Annotated in this window: 20 protein-coding genes; 16 read left to right on the top strand and 4 right to left on the bottom strand. The window is 69.6% G+C overall.

Annotated elements, in window-relative coordinates:
- The first annotated feature begins 1 nt into the window (after position 1).
- On the top strand, positions 2 to 367 hold the full coding sequence (locus tag FV223_RS30180; RefSeq protein ID WP_246689633.1) for a hypothetical protein: 366 nt from the start codon (positions 2 to 4) through the stop codon (positions 365 to 367).
- Positions 364 to 531, top strand: coding sequence for a hypothetical protein (locus FV223_RS30175; protein WP_187274789.1), 168 nt, complete (start codon positions 364 to 366; stop codon positions 529 to 531). Before FV223_RS30180 ends, FV223_RS30175 begins: the two co-directional genes overlap by 4 nt.
- An 87-nt stretch (positions 532 to 618) precedes the next feature.
- Here the strand turns inward: FV223_RS30175 and FV223_RS07465 are convergent, their stop codons facing one another.
- A complete protein-coding gene (locus FV223_RS07465; protein ID WP_147726209.1) occupies positions 619 to 873 on the bottom strand; it encodes a hypothetical protein in 255 nt (84 codons plus the stop codon).
- 331 nt (positions 874 to 1,204) lie between these two features.
- Here FV223_RS07465 and FV223_RS07460 point away from each other — a divergent pair, with 331 nt between their 5' ends.
- The 10 genes from FV223_RS07460 (at position 1,205) to FV223_RS07420 (ending at position 11,186) form a co-directional block, all read left to right on the top strand.
- Entirely contained in the window at positions 1,205 to 2,308 is a 1,104-nt protein-coding gene (locus FV223_RS07460; RefSeq protein WP_147726208.1) for an LLM class flavin-dependent oxidoreductase, read from the top strand.
- Positions 2,308 to 3,243 (top strand): ABC transporter substrate-binding protein, encoded by a 936-nt coding sequence (locus FV223_RS07455; RefSeq protein ID WP_147726207.1) that lies wholly within the window; start codon positions 2,308 to 2,310, stop codon positions 3,241 to 3,243. Before FV223_RS07460 ends, FV223_RS07455 begins: the two co-directional genes overlap by 1 nt.
- A gap of 25 nt (positions 3,244 to 3,268) precedes the next feature.
- The gene (locus FV223_RS07450) at positions 3,269 to 3,790 is read left to right on the top strand and encodes a cupin domain-containing protein (protein ID WP_147726206.1); all 522 of its coding nucleotides are present in this window, start codon (positions 3,269 to 3,271) and stop codon (positions 3,788 to 3,790) included.
- A 124-nt stretch (positions 3,791 to 3,914) separates the two neighbouring features.
- The gene (locus FV223_RS07445) at positions 3,915 to 5,267 is read left to right on the top strand and encodes an LLM class flavin-dependent oxidoreductase (protein WP_246689632.1); all 1,353 of its coding nucleotides are present in this window, start codon (positions 3,915 to 3,917) and stop codon (positions 5,265 to 5,267) included.
- Positions 5,264 to 6,589, top strand: a complete 1,326-nt coding sequence (locus FV223_RS07440; protein WP_147726204.1) for an LLM class flavin-dependent oxidoreductase — start codon at positions 5,264 to 5,266, stop codon at positions 6,587 to 6,589. Before FV223_RS07445 ends, FV223_RS07440 begins: the two co-directional genes overlap by 4 nt.
- Before the next feature lie 209 nt (positions 6,590 to 6,798).
- Complete coding sequence (locus tag FV223_RS31630) at positions 6,799 to 7,611, top strand: hypothetical protein (protein ID WP_246689631.1); 813 nt, start codon at positions 6,799 to 6,801, stop codon at positions 7,609 to 7,611.
- The gene (locus FV223_RS31625) at positions 7,605 to 8,156 is read left to right on the top strand and encodes an amidohydrolase family protein (RefSeq protein WP_348644785.1); all 552 of its coding nucleotides are present in this window, start codon (positions 7,605 to 7,607) and stop codon (positions 8,154 to 8,156) included. The genes FV223_RS31630 and FV223_RS31625 overlap by 7 nt, the downstream gene beginning before the upstream one ends.
- A gap of 235 nt (positions 8,157 to 8,391) precedes the next feature.
- A complete protein-coding gene (locus FV223_RS07430; RefSeq protein WP_147726203.1) occupies positions 8,392 to 9,144 on the top strand; it encodes a bacteriorhodopsin in 753 nt (250 codons plus the stop codon).
- Positions 9,144 to 10,085: a Brp/Blh family beta-carotene 15,15'-dioxygenase gene (locus tag FV223_RS07425; RefSeq protein ID WP_147726202.1), complete on the top strand. Its 942-nt coding sequence runs from the start codon at positions 9,144 to 9,146 to the stop codon at positions 10,083 to 10,085. The genes FV223_RS07430 and FV223_RS07425 overlap by 1 nt, the downstream gene beginning before the upstream one ends.
- 396 nt (positions 10,086 to 10,481) lie before the next feature.
- On the top strand, positions 10,482 to 11,186 hold the full coding sequence (locus FV223_RS07420) for a L,D-transpeptidase (protein WP_147726201.1): 705 nt from the start codon (positions 10,482 to 10,484) through the stop codon (positions 11,184 to 11,186).
- A gap of 558 nt (positions 11,187 to 11,744) precedes the next feature.
- Here the strand turns inward: FV223_RS07420 and FV223_RS07415 are convergent.
- The 3 genes from FV223_RS07415 to FV223_RS07405 are packed head-to-tail and all read right to left on the bottom strand — an operon-like array spanning position 11,745 to position 12,651.
- On the bottom strand, positions 11,745 to 11,963 hold the full coding sequence (locus tag FV223_RS07415) for a hypothetical protein (RefSeq protein WP_147726200.1): 219 nt from the start codon (positions 11,961 to 11,963) through the stop codon (positions 11,745 to 11,747).
- Positions 11,960 to 12,271: a hypothetical protein gene (locus tag FV223_RS07410; RefSeq protein ID WP_246689630.1), complete on the bottom strand. Its 312-nt coding sequence runs from the start codon at positions 12,269 to 12,271 to the stop codon at positions 11,960 to 11,962. Before FV223_RS07410 ends, FV223_RS07415 begins: the two co-directional genes overlap by 4 nt.
- A 41-nt stretch (positions 12,272 to 12,312) precedes the next feature.
- Positions 12,313 to 12,651: a hypothetical protein gene (locus tag FV223_RS07405; protein ID WP_147726198.1), complete on the bottom strand. Its 339-nt coding sequence runs from the start codon at positions 12,649 to 12,651 to the stop codon at positions 12,313 to 12,315.
- A 500-nt stretch (positions 12,652 to 13,151) separates the two neighbouring features.
- On the opposite strand from FV223_RS07405, the gene FV223_RS07395 reads away from it, so the two are divergent.
- From FV223_RS07395 to FV223_RS07380, 4 genes are all read left to right on the top strand, one after another.
- Positions 13,152 to 13,691, top strand: a complete 540-nt coding sequence (locus tag FV223_RS07395) for a hypothetical protein (protein ID WP_147726196.1) — start codon at positions 13,152 to 13,154, stop codon at positions 13,689 to 13,691.
- A 117-nt stretch (positions 13,692 to 13,808) separates the two neighbouring features.
- Positions 13,809 to 13,976 carry a hypothetical protein gene (locus tag FV223_RS07390; RefSeq protein ID WP_246686466.1) on the top strand — a complete coding sequence of 56 codons (168 nt, stop codon included), beginning with the start codon at positions 13,809 to 13,811 and terminating at the stop codon, positions 13,974 to 13,976.
- A 141-nt stretch (positions 13,977 to 14,117) separates the two neighbouring features.
- A complete protein-coding gene (locus FV223_RS07385; protein ID WP_246686465.1) occupies positions 14,118 to 14,378 on the top strand; it encodes a hypothetical protein in 261 nt (86 codons plus the stop codon).
- A gap of 31 nt (positions 14,379 to 14,409) precedes the next feature.
- Positions 14,410 to 14,655, top strand: a complete 246-nt coding sequence (locus FV223_RS07380; protein ID WP_147726195.1) for a hypothetical protein — start codon at positions 14,410 to 14,412, stop codon at positions 14,653 to 14,655.
- The last annotated feature ends 298 nt before the right edge of the window (positions 14,656 to 14,953 follow it).

Here is a 14,953-nt window from a genome sequence, read left to right as displayed (position 1 = left end):
CCTGGCAGCTGCCGAGGGCGAGCAGGATGCAGGCACCGAGGAGGGACAGCCGCATCCGGCCGACCTCATCACCGATGGGCCGACGTCGCGGACGCACGGTCGGCGAGAGCGGGATCAAGGCGGCGCGACCGGCGACAGGGGCGAGCGCGGCGAGCCCGGTCCCGTCGGCCCCGCCCTCGACGGCCTGGTGCGGCAGGACGTGCTCTGCCGGCGCGACGAGATCCTGATCGGCGCCTATTGCCAAGGCTACGCGGTGCTTCCCTCGGTCACGATCACCGACGGCATCGCCACCGTCGGATGCATGGACCTGCAGTCCAAGCCCGCCGAGAACGCCCGACCGGTCGCGACCCGCCTGAAGAAGCCATGAGCGACCTCCAGTTCTGGCTCTTCCTCGCGGTCGCCATCCCCATCCTGCTCCTGCCGGCCGGGATCGCGGCCTGGAAGGGGCGCAATCTCTGGCCCGTCATCGCCCTGAGCCTCGTGTTCTGGCCGGGCACGCTGGGTTTGGCCCTGCGGACCAGGCGGCGGTGACGGCGCTGACCGGTACTGCCGTGCATGCCCCCGGCATCGAGCGGACGACGCCCTTGCGCACCATGCGCCGCGATGGTCCGCGGCGCCCTACCGGATGATTTGCCCGCCGGCCGATGCGGACGATGCTGGCGGACCCTGGATCACCGAGCCGCGGTCGCGCTCGCGGATGAAGCCGGCGACCGACTCCAATTGCAGCGGCACCGAGAGGCGCTCGATGTGCGGGTCGTGCGCGAGCGCCTGCGTCGTCGCCCGCACGTTGGCGTAAGGGTTGCCCTCGGCGCGCTCCAGGAAGAAGGCGTCCGTCGATCGATAACGGCATCGAGCGCACGCATCCGTTCGCAAGACGGCGAGGGTTCGGTGCCGCTCCCGATGTCGCCGATGATGTCGCGGGATCGGACGAAGGGCAGAAGGTCAGGAGCCTTTCGAAGAGTAGAATATAGTTCGCCAGCAGCCCCAGATCGGAGATCGTCTTTCTGGCTCGCCGTCTGCATTAAAAATTCCCTCTCGTTGACTTCGGGCGAGGACGGTCGGATTTTTCGCAACCCTTCCCGGTCCCGTCCGACAGGCGTCGGACGCGCGTCCTCGCTCGGGTCGACCGCTTCGGGCGGCTGCACGCGCCATCGCAGCGCACGGCACCCCGGCCTTCGAACGCCCGAGCGATCAGGAGAGTCCCATGAGCCATCTCCCGCCCGATGCCGTCGAGTTCATCGGCTTCGCGGCTCCTCGCCTGACCTCCGAGATCCATCCGGCGGAGGGTCCGGCGATCGACCGGGACTACCTCGACCGCCTCGCTCAGGCGCACGAGGCCGGCGGCTTCGACCGCATCCTCGTTGCCGCCTACTCGACGGCGCCGGACGCCCTGCTGATCGCGTCCCGGATCGCGGCGGTGACGCGACGGATCGGGCTGATGATCGCCCATCGCACCGGCTTCACCGCGCCGACGGTGGCCGCCCGGCAATTCGCGACGCTCGACCAGCTCACCGGCGGCCGCATCGCCATCCACGCGATCAGCGGCGGCGACGATCGGGACCTGGCACGCGACGGCGATCACCTGAGCAAGGACGAGCGCTACGCCAGGACGCGGGAATTCCTCGACGTCGCGCGCCTGTCCTGGACCGCGGAAACGCCGTTCGACTATGCCGGCAGCTTCTACCAGGTCGAGCAGGGGTTCTCGGAGGTGAAGCCGGTGCGGGCCGACGGCATCCCGGTGTTCTTCGGCGGCGCCTCGCCGGCGGCGCTCGACGTGGCCGGGCGCCATGCCGACACCTACGCCCTCTGGGGCGAGACGCTGGATCAGGTCCGCGACCTCATCGCCCGCGTCCGCGCCGCGGCGGCCCCCTACGGCCGGAATCCGCGCTTCAGCCTGTCGTTCCGGCCGATCCTCGCCGACACGGAGGCGGCGGCCTGGACGCGGGCCGAGGCGATCCTCGCCAGGACCAAGGCTTTGCGCGCGGCCAGGGGCCTCGGCCCCGCGGCGACCCCGCAGAACGAGGGCGCGCGAAGGCTCCTCGCGGCGGCCGCGAGCGGCACCCGCCTGGACAAGCGCCTCTACACGGCGATCGCCGCCGAGACCGGCGCGGCCGGCAATTCCACCGCGCTCGTCGGCACGCCCGATCAGGTCGCCGAGGCGCTGCTCGACTATCACGACCTCGGCGTGCGCACCTTCCTGATCCGCGGCTTCGATCCGCTGGAGGATGCGATCGGCTACGGTCGCGACCTGCTGCCGGCCTTCCGCGCGCAGCTCGCCAACCGCTCCGCCACCGCGGACGCCGCCTGATGCGCGCGCTCCTGACGGTTCTCGCGCTCCTCGTTGCCCTGGTCCCCGCCCGGGCCGAGGACGTCCTCCGGGTCGGCGACCAGCGCGGCAACGCACGCGCGCTGATGGAGGCCGCCGGCGTCCTCGACGGGCTGCCCTACCGGCTGGCCTGGAGCGAGTTCCCGGCCGCCGCCCCGTTGCTCGAGGCCCTGAACGCCGGCGCGATCGATGCCGGCGGCGTCGGCGACGCGCCCTTCACCTTCGCCGCCGCCGCGGGCGTTCCGGTCAAGGCCTTCCTCGCCTTCCGGAACCGCCAGGACGGGCTCGCGATCCTGGCGGCGGCGGATTCACCGATCCGCACGGTCGCCGATCTCAAGGGCAGGCGCATCGCGACGAACCGCGGCTCGATCGGGCATCAGGTGGTGCTCGCGGCCCTGGGGGAGGCCGGGCTGCCGGCCGATGCCGTCACCCTGAGCTTCCTGCCGCCGGCCGACGCCAAGATCGCCCTGGCCTCGGGCAGCGTCGACGCCTGGGCGACCTGGGAGCCCTACACCTCCACCGCCGAGCTCGCGGGCCTGGTCCGTGTCGTGCGCGACGGCAACGGCATCACGCCCGGCCTCAGCTTCGCCGTGGCGAGCGACGCCGCGCTGAAGGGCAAGCGCGCGCTGCTCGCCGATTTCGGGGAGCGGCTCGCGCGGGCCCGGGCCTGGGCGCTCGGCGACCCCGCCCCCTACGCGAAGGTCTGGTCGAAGCTCATCGGCCTGCCGGAGGCGGTGCCGCTGCGCTGGTTCGGCCGGGCGCAGTACCGCAACGTCCCGATCGACGAGGCCGTGATCGCCGACGAGCAGGCCAACATCGACCTCTACGTGCGCGCAGGCCTGATCCCGAAGGCGCGCGCGCCGCGGGCCGAGGCGATCTTCGACACGGGATTCCCGCAACCGGCTGCGTTACGCTGATCGGCCGACGAGCAGGATTCGAGCGATGCACGATCACCACGACGACCCGCACGACCACCCGCACGCCCAGGCCGAGCCGGGTCCGGGCGCCGAGCGCTGGAAGCACGACGGCGTCCGGGTGATCCCCGGCGACAGGCTCGACGCCAACACGGCGCAGACGCCGGGCATGTTCCGGCAGGCGGCGATCAACCATGCCCGCGTCGGCGCGCAGAAGATCTGGGCCGGCACCGTGGCGATCGAGCCCGACGCCAAGACCGGGGTGCACCATCACGGCGCGCTGGAGAGCGTGATCTTCGTGCTGTCGGGGCGCGCCCGGATGCGCTGGGGCGACCGGCTCGAATACGTCGCCGAAGCGGGCCCCGGCGACTTCATCTTCGTGCCGCCCTACGTGCCGCATCAGGAGATCAACGCCTCGCCCGACGAGACGCTGCAATGCGTGCTCGTGCGCTCCGACAACGAGGCGGTGGTGGTCAACATCCCGGAGGTCGAGCCGGTGGAGCGGCCCGAAACCGTCCACTGGATCGATCCGATCCACAAGCATCCTTGAGGCCCGGCGCCGCGAGTGCTGAAACGGCGCAGGTCGCGGCGCGTTCTGCAATGCGGGCACCCGAGAGGCCCAGCGCGACATTCACCATCGGCCGGCGGGGCGGGACACCTTGGGACAGGACACGATGCGCCTCGGCGCGTTCTTCTACGCCACCGGCCACCACGTGGCGGGCTGGCGCCACCCGTCGAGCGAGGCCGACGGCGGCCTCAACCTCAAGCGCTATGTCGGCTGGGCGCAGCGGGCCGAGGCGGCGAAGTTCGACCTCGTCTTCCTCGAGGACGGCTCCGGCATCCGCGACTCGAACCTGCGCTCGAGCGAGCGGACCGCGCGCTCGGCGCATTTCGAGCCGGTAACGCTGCTGTCGGCGCTGGCCGCCGTCACCAGCTGGATCGGGCTCGTCGCGACCACCTCGACCAGCTTCAACGAGCCCTACAACGTCGCCCGGCGCTTCGCCTCGCTCGATCACCTCAGCGGCGGCCGGGCCGGCTGGAACCTCGTGACCTCCACGACCGACGCCGAGGCCGCCAATTTCGGCGAGGCCGGCATCGCCCGCCACGGCGACCGCTACGCCCGGGCCGAGGAGTTCGTCGACGTGGTGCTGGGCCTGTGGAACACCTGGGACGACGGCGCCGTCGTCATCGATCGCGCCAGCGGCCAGTTCTCGAAGCCGGACGGCTTCCGCCCGCTGAACCATCGCGGCACGCATTTCGAGGTGCGCGGACCACTCAACATCGCGCGCACGCCGCAGGGCCAGCCGGTGGTGGTGCAGGCGGGCTCGTCGGGGCCGGGCAAGGATCTGGCGGCCCGCACCGCCGAGGTCGTGTTCACCGCCAACCAGACGCTCGCGGAAGCGGTCGAGTTCGCCGGCGACCTCAAGGCGCGCCTGCCGCGGTTCGGCCGCGAGCCCGGCGACCTCAAGGTCATGCCGGGCCTGTTTCCCGTTGTCGGGCGCAGCGAGGCGGAGGCGCGGGCCAAGTTCGAGGCGCTGCAGGACCTGATCGACCCGGTGGTGGGCCTCGCCCTGCTCGAGCGGATGGTCGGCGGCTTCGACCTCTCCGGGTTCGATCCCGACGGCCCGGTGCCGGAGCTGCAGGAGGCCGAGGGCGCCAAGTCGCGCCAGCAGCTGATGTTCGACCTCGCCCGCCGCGAGGGGCTGACCCTGCGCCAGCTCTACCTGCGGATCGCCGGGGCGCGGGGCCACTCGCAGATCGTCGGCACGCCCATGCAGATCGCCGACGAGATGGAAGCCCGCTTCCGCGCCGGCGGCGCCGATGGCTTCAACATCATGCCCGCGACCCTGCCCGGCGGCCTCGACGACTTCATCGAGCTGGTCCTGCCGGAGCTGCGCCGGCGCGGCCTCGTCCGGACGGAGTACGAGGGCCGCACGCTGCGCGGGCATCTCGGCACGCGTCCGCCCGCGGGCTTCGGCCCAACGGCGCCGTCCGGCTCGGGCAGCGGCACGAAGGAGGGACGATGAGCCGGGACCGACGCCTGCATCTCGGGGCGTTCATGCGCCCGCTCGGCATCCATACCGCCTGGTGGCGCTATCCCGGCGGGTACCCGGACGCCAACTTCAACCTCGAGCATCTCGTCCACTTCGCCCGCCGGCTGGAGGCGGCGAAGTTCGATGCCTTCTTCATGGCCGACCATCTCGCGGTGATGAACATGCCGCCGGCGGCCTTGCGCCGCTCGGCCACCGTGACCTCGTTCGATCCGCTGACCCTGCTGCCAGCGCTCGCCATGGTCACCGAGCGCATCGGGCTGATCGCCACCGCCTCGACGACCTACAACGAGCCCTACCACGTCGCTCGCAAGTTCGCCTCGCTCGACCACATCTCGAAGGGCCGCGCCGGCTGGAACCTCGTCACCTCGGGCAATCCCGACGAGGCGCACAACTTCGGCCGCGACGCGCATGTCGAGCACGCCACCCGCTACGCCCGCGCCCGCGAGTTCTTCGACGTGGTGACCGGCCTCTGGGATTCGTTCGCCGACGACGCCTTCCGCATGGACCCCGAGAGCGGGCTGTTCTTCGACCCCGACAGGATGCACGTCCTCGATCACCGCGGCGCGTTCCTGAAGGTGAAGGGCCCCCTCAACGTCGCCCGGCCGGTGCAGGGCTGGCCGGTGATCGTGCAGGCCGGCGCCTCCGAAGCCGGACGCCAGATCGCCGCCGAGACCGCCGAGGTGGTGTTCGGGTCGAGCTCCACCCTGGAGGCGGGCCAGTCGTTCTACGCCGACGTGAAGGGACGCATGCCGGCGCTCGGCCGCGACCCGGAACACCTCAAGATCCTGCCCGGCGCCTTCGTGGTGCTGGGCGGGACCGAGGACGAGGCCAGGGACAAGAAGGCGCGGCTCGACGACCTCGTCCATCCCGACAGCGGGCTCGCCAACCTCTCGGTGCGCCTCGGCGTCGACGCCTCGGGCTTCGCCCTCGACGCGCCGCTGCCCGAGATCCCCGAGACCAACGCGAGCAAGAGCGGGCAGGCGCAGATCGTCGACTACGCTCGCAGGACCGGCGCGACGGTGCGGGAGCTGGCGCGCAAGGTCGGCGGCTACGGCGGCCTTCAGATGGTCGGGACCGCGGCACAGGTCGCCGACCGGATGGAGGAATGGCTCGACGGCCGGGCCTGCGACGGCTTCAACGTGATGTTCCCCTTCGTGCCGGAAGGCCTCGACGACGTGGTCGACCGGCTGGTGCCGGAACTGCAGCGCCGCGGCCTGTTCCGCCGGAACTACGAGGGGACGACCCTGCGCGACCATCTCGGCCTGCCGCGCCCGGGCAACCGCTTCTTCACCTGAGGGCGCACCCGGCAGACGATTCATCCCGGCACGCCCGTGCGCAGGTCCGAGGCGGATCGAAGCGCCGGGCGGCACCGCACGCCCGGATCGCCTCGACAAACCGGATGAAACGCCGTCAGATCGCAGCTCGAGAACCGCGCGGGGTCCCAGGTCGCACGCCAGAAAGAGCGACCGGCGACGTCCCGTCGGCGATCCGGGAGGAGAGTGCGATGCGTCGGAACGCGCTGCTGTCGGCCCTGGCCGTCGCCACGAGCCTGTCCTGCATCGGCGGAGCCGCCGCCAAGCCGCTCGCCTTCACCGGCATCCGGCTGATCGACGGCCTGTCGGCCGAGCCGGTCGCGGATGCGGTGCTGGTCGTCGACGGCGACCGCATCGTCGCGGCGGGGCCGCGCATGGCGGTCGCGGTGCCGTCCGACGCCGAGATCCGCGAACGGCCCGGGCACACGATCATGCCGGGACTGATCTCCGATCACTCACACGTCGGCATCGTAAGGGGCGTCGACATCGGCGCCTGGAACTACACGCGCGAGAACATCCTCGCCCAGCTCGAAGCCTACACCGCCCGGGGCGTCACCACGATCATGGCGCTCGGGCTCAACGGCGCGATCATGCCCGAGATCCGTAACGAGGCGCATGCGGGTCTCATCCCCGACGCCGACCTGTTCGGCGTCGACCGCGGCATCGGGGTGCCCGACGGCGGCCCGCCGCAGGCGATGGTGCGCGTCAGCCCGGATCAGCTCTTCCGCCCGGCGAACGCCGACGAGGGCCGCGACGCGGTCCGCGCGATGAAGGCGCGCGGCACCGACATGGTGAAGCTCTGGCTCGACGATTTCGGCGGCTCCGTACCGGCCAAGATGCAGCCTTCCGTCTACGCGGCGGTGATCGACGAGGCCCATCGCCTCGGCTTGCGGGTCGCGGCCCACGTCCACGATCTCGAGGACGCGCGGGCCGTGGTCCGGGCCGGAGCCGACGTGTTGGCGCACGGCGTCCGCGACAAGCCGGTCGACCCGTCGCGCTGCTGAAGGCGCACGACACCTGGTACATCGCGACCCTGGCCCTCGACGAGGCGACCTTCGCCTACGCCGACGCGCCGGCCTGGGCGCAAACGCCCTTCGTCCGGACAGCGCTCGCGCCCGACCTCAAGGCGCGGTTCGACGACCCCGCCTGGCAGCGCGACACCCGCGCGAGCGCCAAGGCGCAGGCCGCGCGCGACTCGCTGGCTACGAACCTCGCGAACCTCAAGAGGCTCCAGACCGCCGGCGTCCGGATCGGGTTCGGGACCGACAGCGGCGCGGCCCCCGAGCGCGTCCCCGGCGTGGCCGAGCACCGCGAGCTGGCGCTGATGGTGCAGGCCGGGTTCACGCAGATGGAAGCCCTGACCATCGCGACGGCGCGGGCGGCCGACCTCCTCGGCCTCGCCGACCGCGGCCGCCTGGAAGCGGGTCGCCGCGCCGATTTCGTCGTGCTCGCCGCCGATCCGTCCGAGGACATCGCCGCCAGCACCCGGATCGTCGAGGTCTGGCAGCGCGGGCGGCCGCAGGCGGTCGCCCCGTCTGCCGCGCCCTGACGGCGCGTCGCAGCGTCGGCATTTTGGCGGAGCCTGCGATGCTGCCCCGGCACGCCGGCCGAGGCCGAGCGCTCGCAGGACAGGGCGGAACCCCGCGTTCGCCGAGGCGGCGACGCGCCGCAGGGGCTCACGCGCCTGTGACGCGGCGGCTTGGCAACAATCGGGGGCGAGGGTGATTGGGCAGGGGCGCCACGGTCCTGGGCGCCCCTTTCATCCCCATACCGACGAGAGATTTATGACGCCTCAATTCTGGCTGTGGCTGGGCTTTGCAGGAATGGCGGCAGGCGCCGCCGTGATCCTGTTCATCGCGAAGCGGCGCACGCCCGCCGAAGAAGCCGACGGGATCATCCACGGAATCGTGCCGATCATCGCGGCCTGCTCCTACTTCGCCATGGCGACGGGCCAGGGCAGCATCATCCTTCCAGCCGGTCCCGATGCGGCGGAGGCTGCGCGGCAGTTCTACTTCGCACGCTACATCGACTGGACCTTCACCACGCCGCTCCTGCTCGTCGGGCTCTCGCGCACCGCGATGCATTCCGGCATGCGCCGGCCGGCCGTCGTCTGGGGGCTGATCGGCTCCGACCTGCTCATGATCGTGACGGCCCTGGCCTTCGGCCTGTCCGACGTCGCCGCCGTGAAGTGGACGTGGTTCGCCATCTCCTGCGGCGCGTTCCTGGCCGTGTTCTACGGGATCTTCGTGCAGCTGCGCGAGGAGAACGCCGGCGAGCGGGCCGACGTGCGCAAGGCCTTCCTGCGCAATGCCGTATTCCTCACCGGGGTGTGGTGCGCCTACCCGGTGGTGCTGCTCGTCGGCCAGGACGGCCTCGGCATCCTGTCGCCGAGCCTCGCGCTGGCGGTGATCGCGATCCTCGATCTCACCGCCAAGGTCGTCTACGGCATCATGGCGACGCTGGAGACGACCCGCGCCGTCGACCGCGACCTGGCGGAGGGGCGGACGGCCACGACGCCGCTGCGCCGGGCGGCCTGATGCCCCTGGCGGCTCGATCGTCCCTCTCCCGCCTCGCGGGGCCCGACGGCGCGAGCCGCCACCGCATCCATGCGGGGGTGACCGGCCTGCCGCAGCTCGCCGCCGCGCTCGTCGCGCTCGGGCTGGTCGCCTCCGCGTTCCTCCCGCGCGAAGCCTCCTGGCTCGTCGCCCTGACGGTCGTCATCGTCCTCGGCGTTCCGCACGGTGCGCTTGACGGCGCGGTGGCGGCCCCGCTGCTGCGCCCGCGCTACGGCCGGGCGTGGTTCGGGGTCTTCGCCGTTCCCTATCTCGGCCTCTCGGCCCTCGTCCTCCTGGCCTGGCAGATCGCCCCCCTTGCGACGCTTGCGGGCTTCCTCGGGTTGTCGGTCCTGCATTTCGGCGAGGAGGATTCGGGCCCGGGCCGACCATTCGAGGCGCTCGTGCGCGGTGGCCTCCCGATCGCCCTGCCGGCGCTCCTGCATCCGCCCGAGACGGCGGAGATCTTCTCGGCGGTCGCACGGGTGCCGATGCCGTCGCTTCCCGCCTGGTGGACGGCCGCCGCCTGGCTCTGGCTCGCCCTCGCGGCGGCCTGGCTCCTCGGCCGTCGCGTGCGGCCGGCGGTGCTGGCCGAGATATTCGTCCTGGCCGCTGCCTTCTGGCTGCTGCCGCCGCTCACCGCGTTCACCCTGTACTTCGTCGTCCTCCATGGCCCCCGGCACATGCGGGCGCTGGTGCGGGACCCGGCGAAGGCGCCCGGCGTCGACACGATGCCGCGCGCCGTCCGCGCCGCGCTGCCGGTCTTCGCGTTGACGCTGCTGCTCGGCGCGGGGCTGTGGCCGCTCTACGCCGCCGGCGCCGCGGATGCGCCGGCCAACCTCCTGACTCTGACGCTCCAGATGCTGTCCGCCCTGACCGTGCCGCACGTCCTCCTCGACCGCATCGCGAGCCGGTCGCACGGCTGATCCCGGAGCCTTCGATGCGCGGATCGCGCGGCGATCCAATCGGATCCGGCTCCGGGCTCGCCCGAGGGACCTCGGCATCGATCACTTCGGCATCGATCCTTCCGCGCCGGCCACCGCGGGCGAGCCCGGCGACGCGCAACGATCGTCACCGCGATCGCCCAGTGTCGGACAGTTCCGAACGCAAGTGCGACTCGCGGCAAGTGCATTCGACTGATGTTCCGAAGTCGCCGTCGGCGGTCGATCAGAGCCGCCGAGTGACTTTTGCCACACTCCCGACGCAAAAGCCGAGCTTGCAAGTCCCGTCGGCTGTCACCGGTCTCGGCTTGGCAGTACATTGGCGCAGCGTCGGTCGGAGCGTGCTTCGATCGGGCCGCAGGACATGGGACGCTCGGGATCATGATCATGGATGGTGGGCGTGCCGATGCCGGCGCGATGGACCGGACCGCTCGGCTTCGGACGGCGCTTCTGAGCCGCCGGTCGTTCCTGGCCGGCTCGGCGGTCGGCCTCGGCGCCCTCGGCCTCGGCAGCTGCGCGACCACCGACGGCATCCTGCTGGCCGAGGCGGCCAAGACCTACGGGCCGATGCCGGACGAGAAGTTCCCGATCCCGGCGGTCGACATCAGCAAGGTCGACCCGAAATACTATCGCCGGACGGTGCGCTACGAGACCAAGGAAGCGCCCGGCACGATCGTCGTCGATCCCGCCAACTACTACGTCTACCGCATCGAAGGCGACGGAGCCGCGACCCGCTACGGCGCCAATGTCGGGCGCGACGGGTTCCTCTGGCACGGCGACGCCTATGTCGGCCGCAAGTCCGAGTGGGCGACCTGGACGCCGCCCAAGGAGATGATCCGGCGCCAGCCGGAGGCGGCCCAATACGCCCGCGGCATGCCGGGCGGCCTCGACAACCCGCTGGGCGCCCGCACCCTGCATCTCTACCAGAACGGCGCCTACACGCTCTACACGATCTACGCCTCGAGCGAGCCCGACACGATCGGCACCGGCATCACGAGCGGCTGCGTCGGCCTGCTCAGCCAGGACATGATCCACCTCTACGCCCGGACGCTGGTGAAGACCAAGGTAGTCGTCCTCCCGGCGTAGCCGAACGTTCGACCCTGCCCGGGAAGCCGAGCCGGCGCGCGGTCTCGCGGCGGCGGTCTGCGCCGCGCCGAGGAAGGCGGGAAGTCAGGCGGAAGGGGTGTCCGCGAGTACGTTCGTAGATCTCCATTAGACGCAGTCCTTTACTGATTTTTCATCAATGCCTACCCACGTTCTCACCCACATACGTTCGACAAATTTAGGCGAACGATAGCGGACGAGGGCGGCCAGCCGCGGGGCCGCTAGCGATGTGACCAAGCGGTAATTTCATCGAAACAACTGACCGGTAAGTGTCGCCAGTTAGGCTTCGGTCAGACCGTCCGCGCCCGCTTGAGGTTGGCCCCTTCCTGCCTCACGCCGGGCGCGGACGTCATCACTCACGCGGCGCGGCCTAAAGCAGGCTGCCAAGGCCTGCGCGGCGAGCCAAATTCTCGGCTAGCCGCCGGCGCTCCCCTGCCAGGGCGAGAGCAGCATCGGACTCGTTGGCGAGCCGTTCGGCTCGAGCGAGGTCGGCGACGGCCCACCGGATGTTCGCGATGGCAAGAGCGGCGAGGAGGACTCTCATCGCCTGTCCCCCTGCCGTGCGGCATCCATGGCCGCCTCCCATTGCGCCGTCAGCTTTTTGCCGAGATCCACGATCGCATAAGCGACCGTGATCAGCGGCTTCGATCCATGGGCCTGCGCTTCGGCCATGGTGCTAACGACTTGGCCCCAGCGCGCCACGTCGCGATCGTCACCTTCTAGGTCGCCGATGGCCTCCCAAGCGGACGGATTGCTCATCGGCGAGCCTCCCGCCAATCGCATCCGACCGCTGCCAGAACCACCGGGGCGCGCGCCATGGCCTCGGCGCCGACCCTCTGCCACCAGCCCTCGTTCCCGAAGCGATCATCGAAATGAAACGTCGCGCCGGGACAGGTTTGCGGTATGTAGTACCCCTCGCCGATCCCCGGATAGAGAGCGTTCTGCAAAGCCCGCTGTTCGTAATGGAGCCACGCCGCATAGCTCTCGGCGCACGGGATGGAGGTTGCTTCGGCCGCTTTGATCGGGTTGCCGATGAGCGTCACGCCGCCGCCGATGAGCGGGAGCAAGACGAGGCCGCGGAGGAACCCGCGGCGGTCTGATGGGGCGCTCATGCGAACACCACATCGTTGAAGGCGCCGTGGCCATGCTGCTCAAGCGAGCCATCGAGGTCGCCGCAGCTGTTGTCGCCATCCTCGTCGTCCGTGGAACGGCCGAGCAGGTAGAGGCTACCGTCAGCCGCCCGCTCACATGTCATATGGTCGGCGTCTAAGTCCGGGTCGCCATCCAGGGTATCCAGTAGAGCAAGGTCGGCTTCGATGCGATCCGCAACGCGCCGGCGAAGGGCCTGCAGGCGCTCGTGGTCGGCATAGCAGAAGTGGCGATCCAAGCCTCGGCGGATCGCCTCGATGGCGTCGTGTGCGGCTTGGTCGGGATCGGCTGTCCGCATGGCACAAAGGGCCACGGTGACGGGACCAAGCTGCCTCCCAGCCCCGCGGGGTAGTAAGGCCGACGGAGCGCCAGCCTGGGGTAATAAGGGCGTGCGTGTGCTATGGGCGTGGTTAGCAATGATCGATCTCTGCGGCTCGATGGTGGTCAGGCCCGCGCGGTGGTGCAAACACCGTTGCGGGCCGAGCCGATTTATAATATCGTCTAATGCATGGCGTCAATAGGCGATATTGGAAAAAAGAAGCGCGGTCGCCCGGCGACGGATGCGACGCCTGTCCTGGTGCGGCTGATGCCGACGCAGGTCTCTCCCCTCGACGCCTGGATTGCAGACCAGCCGGAGCCGAAGCCCTCACGTCCAGAGGCAATCCGACATGCCTTGACGGACTGGCTCACGGGCCAGGGGTACGTCCGGCATCGTGAGGATCCCGAGGGCGCGGATTAGGGCGTGTAGCCACTACGCCTACAGGAACTCAATTCGAAATTAGAGAAGTCGATCTACCAATGACAAAAGACAGCACGCTCACGCAAGCTCTGGCCAACGTGAGGCACCAGCGCGAGGCTCTTGAGGCTGAGTTTGAACGGGTGAGTGGCGAGCTATCGAAGCTCCGCTTGGCAGAGCGGTCGCTCGCATCGATCGTCGAGGGCACGCCGATGGAGGATAACACTGACGATCAGCCAAAGCGCCGTCGTGCTGCCGCTAGCGATGATCAACCTCGCGCTACCCGCGGTCCTCGTGGACCTCGGGCCAACTCCGCGAAGGGTCGGTTGAAGGCGCTCTTAGAGGAAGCCGGTTCGCAGGGCCTATCTCACGCGCAGATCACGGAGCGTTTGCATGACGTAGCTGCGAACACGTTGGCCACGTACCTTAGCGTGATGGCAACCAGTGGAGAATTGGTACGTCAGGGCGACTCCTATCGCTCTGGCACTCAAATTGCGGACCCAGGAAGCGACGATCCTAAGAGCCACGATCAGGAAAGCGAGGAAGCAGACGGATCGGATCATGATCAGGCGGACGATGATCGTGCTGAGGAAGCCGCGTAGGCCGAGGCCCTTCTGAGCTGGATCCAATTGGACTGCGACGAGCACTTGAAGGCGAAGGGCCGCCTGAAGTGAGCGCTACGCTAGATCCTGATCGCGCCTTCGCTCCGAGAGATGCTGATGCCCTACAGCCTCAAACGCCTCGCCCCCGGCAGTTTCGATCTCATCCTCGACGGCCAAGTGGTCGGCAGTTTGGTCCGCGATGTGTCGCGGGATGGGTACGAAGGCGATTTGGACAGCCGAACCACTCGCCGACAGCTCACCCTTGCCGGCGCCTTTCACAAGTGAGGCGCACAAGTTCCCGAACCTGAAAGCAGCGGCGGACTGGCTCGATGCGGACGTGCCGGATCTTTGACATACCACCGCGCCCGGCCAGGGGTACGTGCAGCACCGTGAGGATCCCGAGGGCGCGAACCAAAGGAACGATCGATGGCTGGCATCCCTGACTGCGAGATCGAGGACTCCCCGCTCGGCGGCAGCGTCACCCGCGACGGCGTCACGGTGCAGGTCCATATTTACCGGTTCGCCGGCACCGCGGACGAATGGACCCTAGAGGTCGTTGACCACGAAGGCGGGCACACGGCCTGGACCGGCACCTTCGCGAACGATGAGGACGCCTTCGAGGCTTTCGAACATGCGGTCGCCAAGGACGGAATACGTTCGTTCGTTGAGCAGCCGGTGGAGCACTGACCGACCACCCGTATGCGAAGGGTCATCTGAAATGAGCGACACGCCGGATCCTGACCGCGCCGCACGGGTAATTGCCGAGAACGTCTACGCAGCGCTCTGCCGGCAGGCGACGATGCCTGCTTACCTTCTTGAGGAGCAGACGATCGTCACGCGGCTTGTTGAAGCGATCCGTCCGCAGATCGGCATCGGCTCCACGGGAGCGATCGTCGAAGCGGCTAACGCTGCCTTATCGGCCTGGGAACAGCGTGATCCGGATGCCCGCGGTCCTCGCAGTTGATCAGACCGACGGTTCAGTGACCCTAGGGTAGCACTTCGGGGCTCGCTTTCAGACTGCCACGCTTCAGGCAGGCCTACGTCCGGCACAGCGTAAGACATTGAGGAGATCGCTGGCTCGGCTGCTCCTCGCTCTCTTCGATCGCAGCGTGGTCGTTTGTCTGCTGCCGGAGAGCTAGGGCCTGTTGTCGTCTGAACGGATTGGCTTGGCTAGCGTTTTCGTTTCTCTGAGCAGGAGGGACGATGCTGAGCGACGCCCAGTGGTCTGAACTGGAGCCTTTGGTCGAGGCCTGCCGGCCCAA

This window comes from Methylobacterium sp. WL116 (genome assembly GCF_008039455.1).
In the GTDB taxonomy this organism is placed as follows: domain Bacteria; phylum Pseudomonadota; class Alphaproteobacteria; order Rhizobiales; family Beijerinckiaceae; genus Methylobacterium.
Note: the sequence above shows the minus strand (reverse complement) of the source record. Positions and strands in the feature narration are given on the sequence as shown.

Excerpts from the sequence above, each read along its gene's own strand:
- FV223_RS07445 (WP_246689632.1), top strand. The coding sequence starts at position 3,915 with ATGCGCCTCGGCGCGTTCTTCTACGCCACCGGCCACCACGTGGCGGGC.
- FV223_RS07380 (WP_147726195.1), top strand. The coding sequence starts at position 14,410 with ATGAGCGACACGCCGGATCCTGACCGCGCCGCACGGGTAATTGCCGAG.
- FV223_RS07425 (WP_147726202.1), top strand. The coding sequence starts at position 9,144 with ATGCCCCTGGCGGCTCGATCGTCCCTCTCCCGCCTCGCGGGGCCCGAC.
- FV223_RS07390 (WP_246686466.1), top strand. The coding sequence starts at position 13,809 with ATGCCCTACAGCCTCAAACGCCTCGCCCCCGGCAGTTTCGATCTCATC.
- FV223_RS07420 (WP_147726201.1), top strand. The coding sequence starts at position 10,482 with ATGATCATGGATGGTGGGCGTGCCGATGCCGGCGCGATGGACCGGACC.
- FV223_RS30175 (WP_187274789.1), top strand. The coding sequence starts at position 364 with ATGAGCGACCTCCAGTTCTGGCTCTTCCTCGCGGTCGCCATCCCCATC.
- FV223_RS31630 (WP_246689631.1), top strand. The coding sequence starts at position 6,799 with ATGCGTCGGAACGCGCTGCTGTCGGCCCTGGCCGTCGCCACGAGCCTG.
- FV223_RS07460 (WP_147726208.1), top strand. The coding sequence starts at position 1,205 with ATGAGCCATCTCCCGCCCGATGCCGTCGAGTTCATCGGCTTCGCGGCT.
- FV223_RS07440 (WP_147726204.1), top strand. The coding sequence starts at position 5,264 with ATGAGCCGGGACCGACGCCTGCATCTCGGGGCGTTCATGCGCCCGCTC.
- FV223_RS07455 (WP_147726207.1), top strand. The coding sequence starts at position 2,308 with ATGCGCGCGCTCCTGACGGTTCTCGCGCTCCTCGTTGCCCTGGTCCCC.
- FV223_RS07415 (WP_147726200.1), bottom strand. The coding sequence starts at position 11,963 with ATGAGCAATCCGTCCGCTTGGGAGGCCATCGGCGACCTAGAAGGTGAC.
- FV223_RS07450 (WP_147726206.1), top strand. The coding sequence starts at position 3,269 with ATGCACGATCACCACGACGACCCGCACGACCACCCGCACGCCCAGGCC.
- FV223_RS07405 (WP_147726198.1), bottom strand. The coding sequence starts at position 12,651 with ATGCGGACAGCCGATCCCGACCAAGCCGCACACGACGCCATCGAGGCG.
- FV223_RS07385 (WP_246686465.1), top strand. The coding sequence starts at position 14,118 with ATGGCTGGCATCCCTGACTGCGAGATCGAGGACTCCCCGCTCGGCGGC.
- FV223_RS07430 (WP_147726203.1), top strand. The coding sequence starts at position 8,392 with ATGACGCCTCAATTCTGGCTGTGGCTGGGCTTTGCAGGAATGGCGGCA.
- FV223_RS07395 (WP_147726196.1), top strand. The coding sequence starts at position 13,152 with ATGACAAAAGACAGCACGCTCACGCAAGCTCTGGCCAACGTGAGGCAC.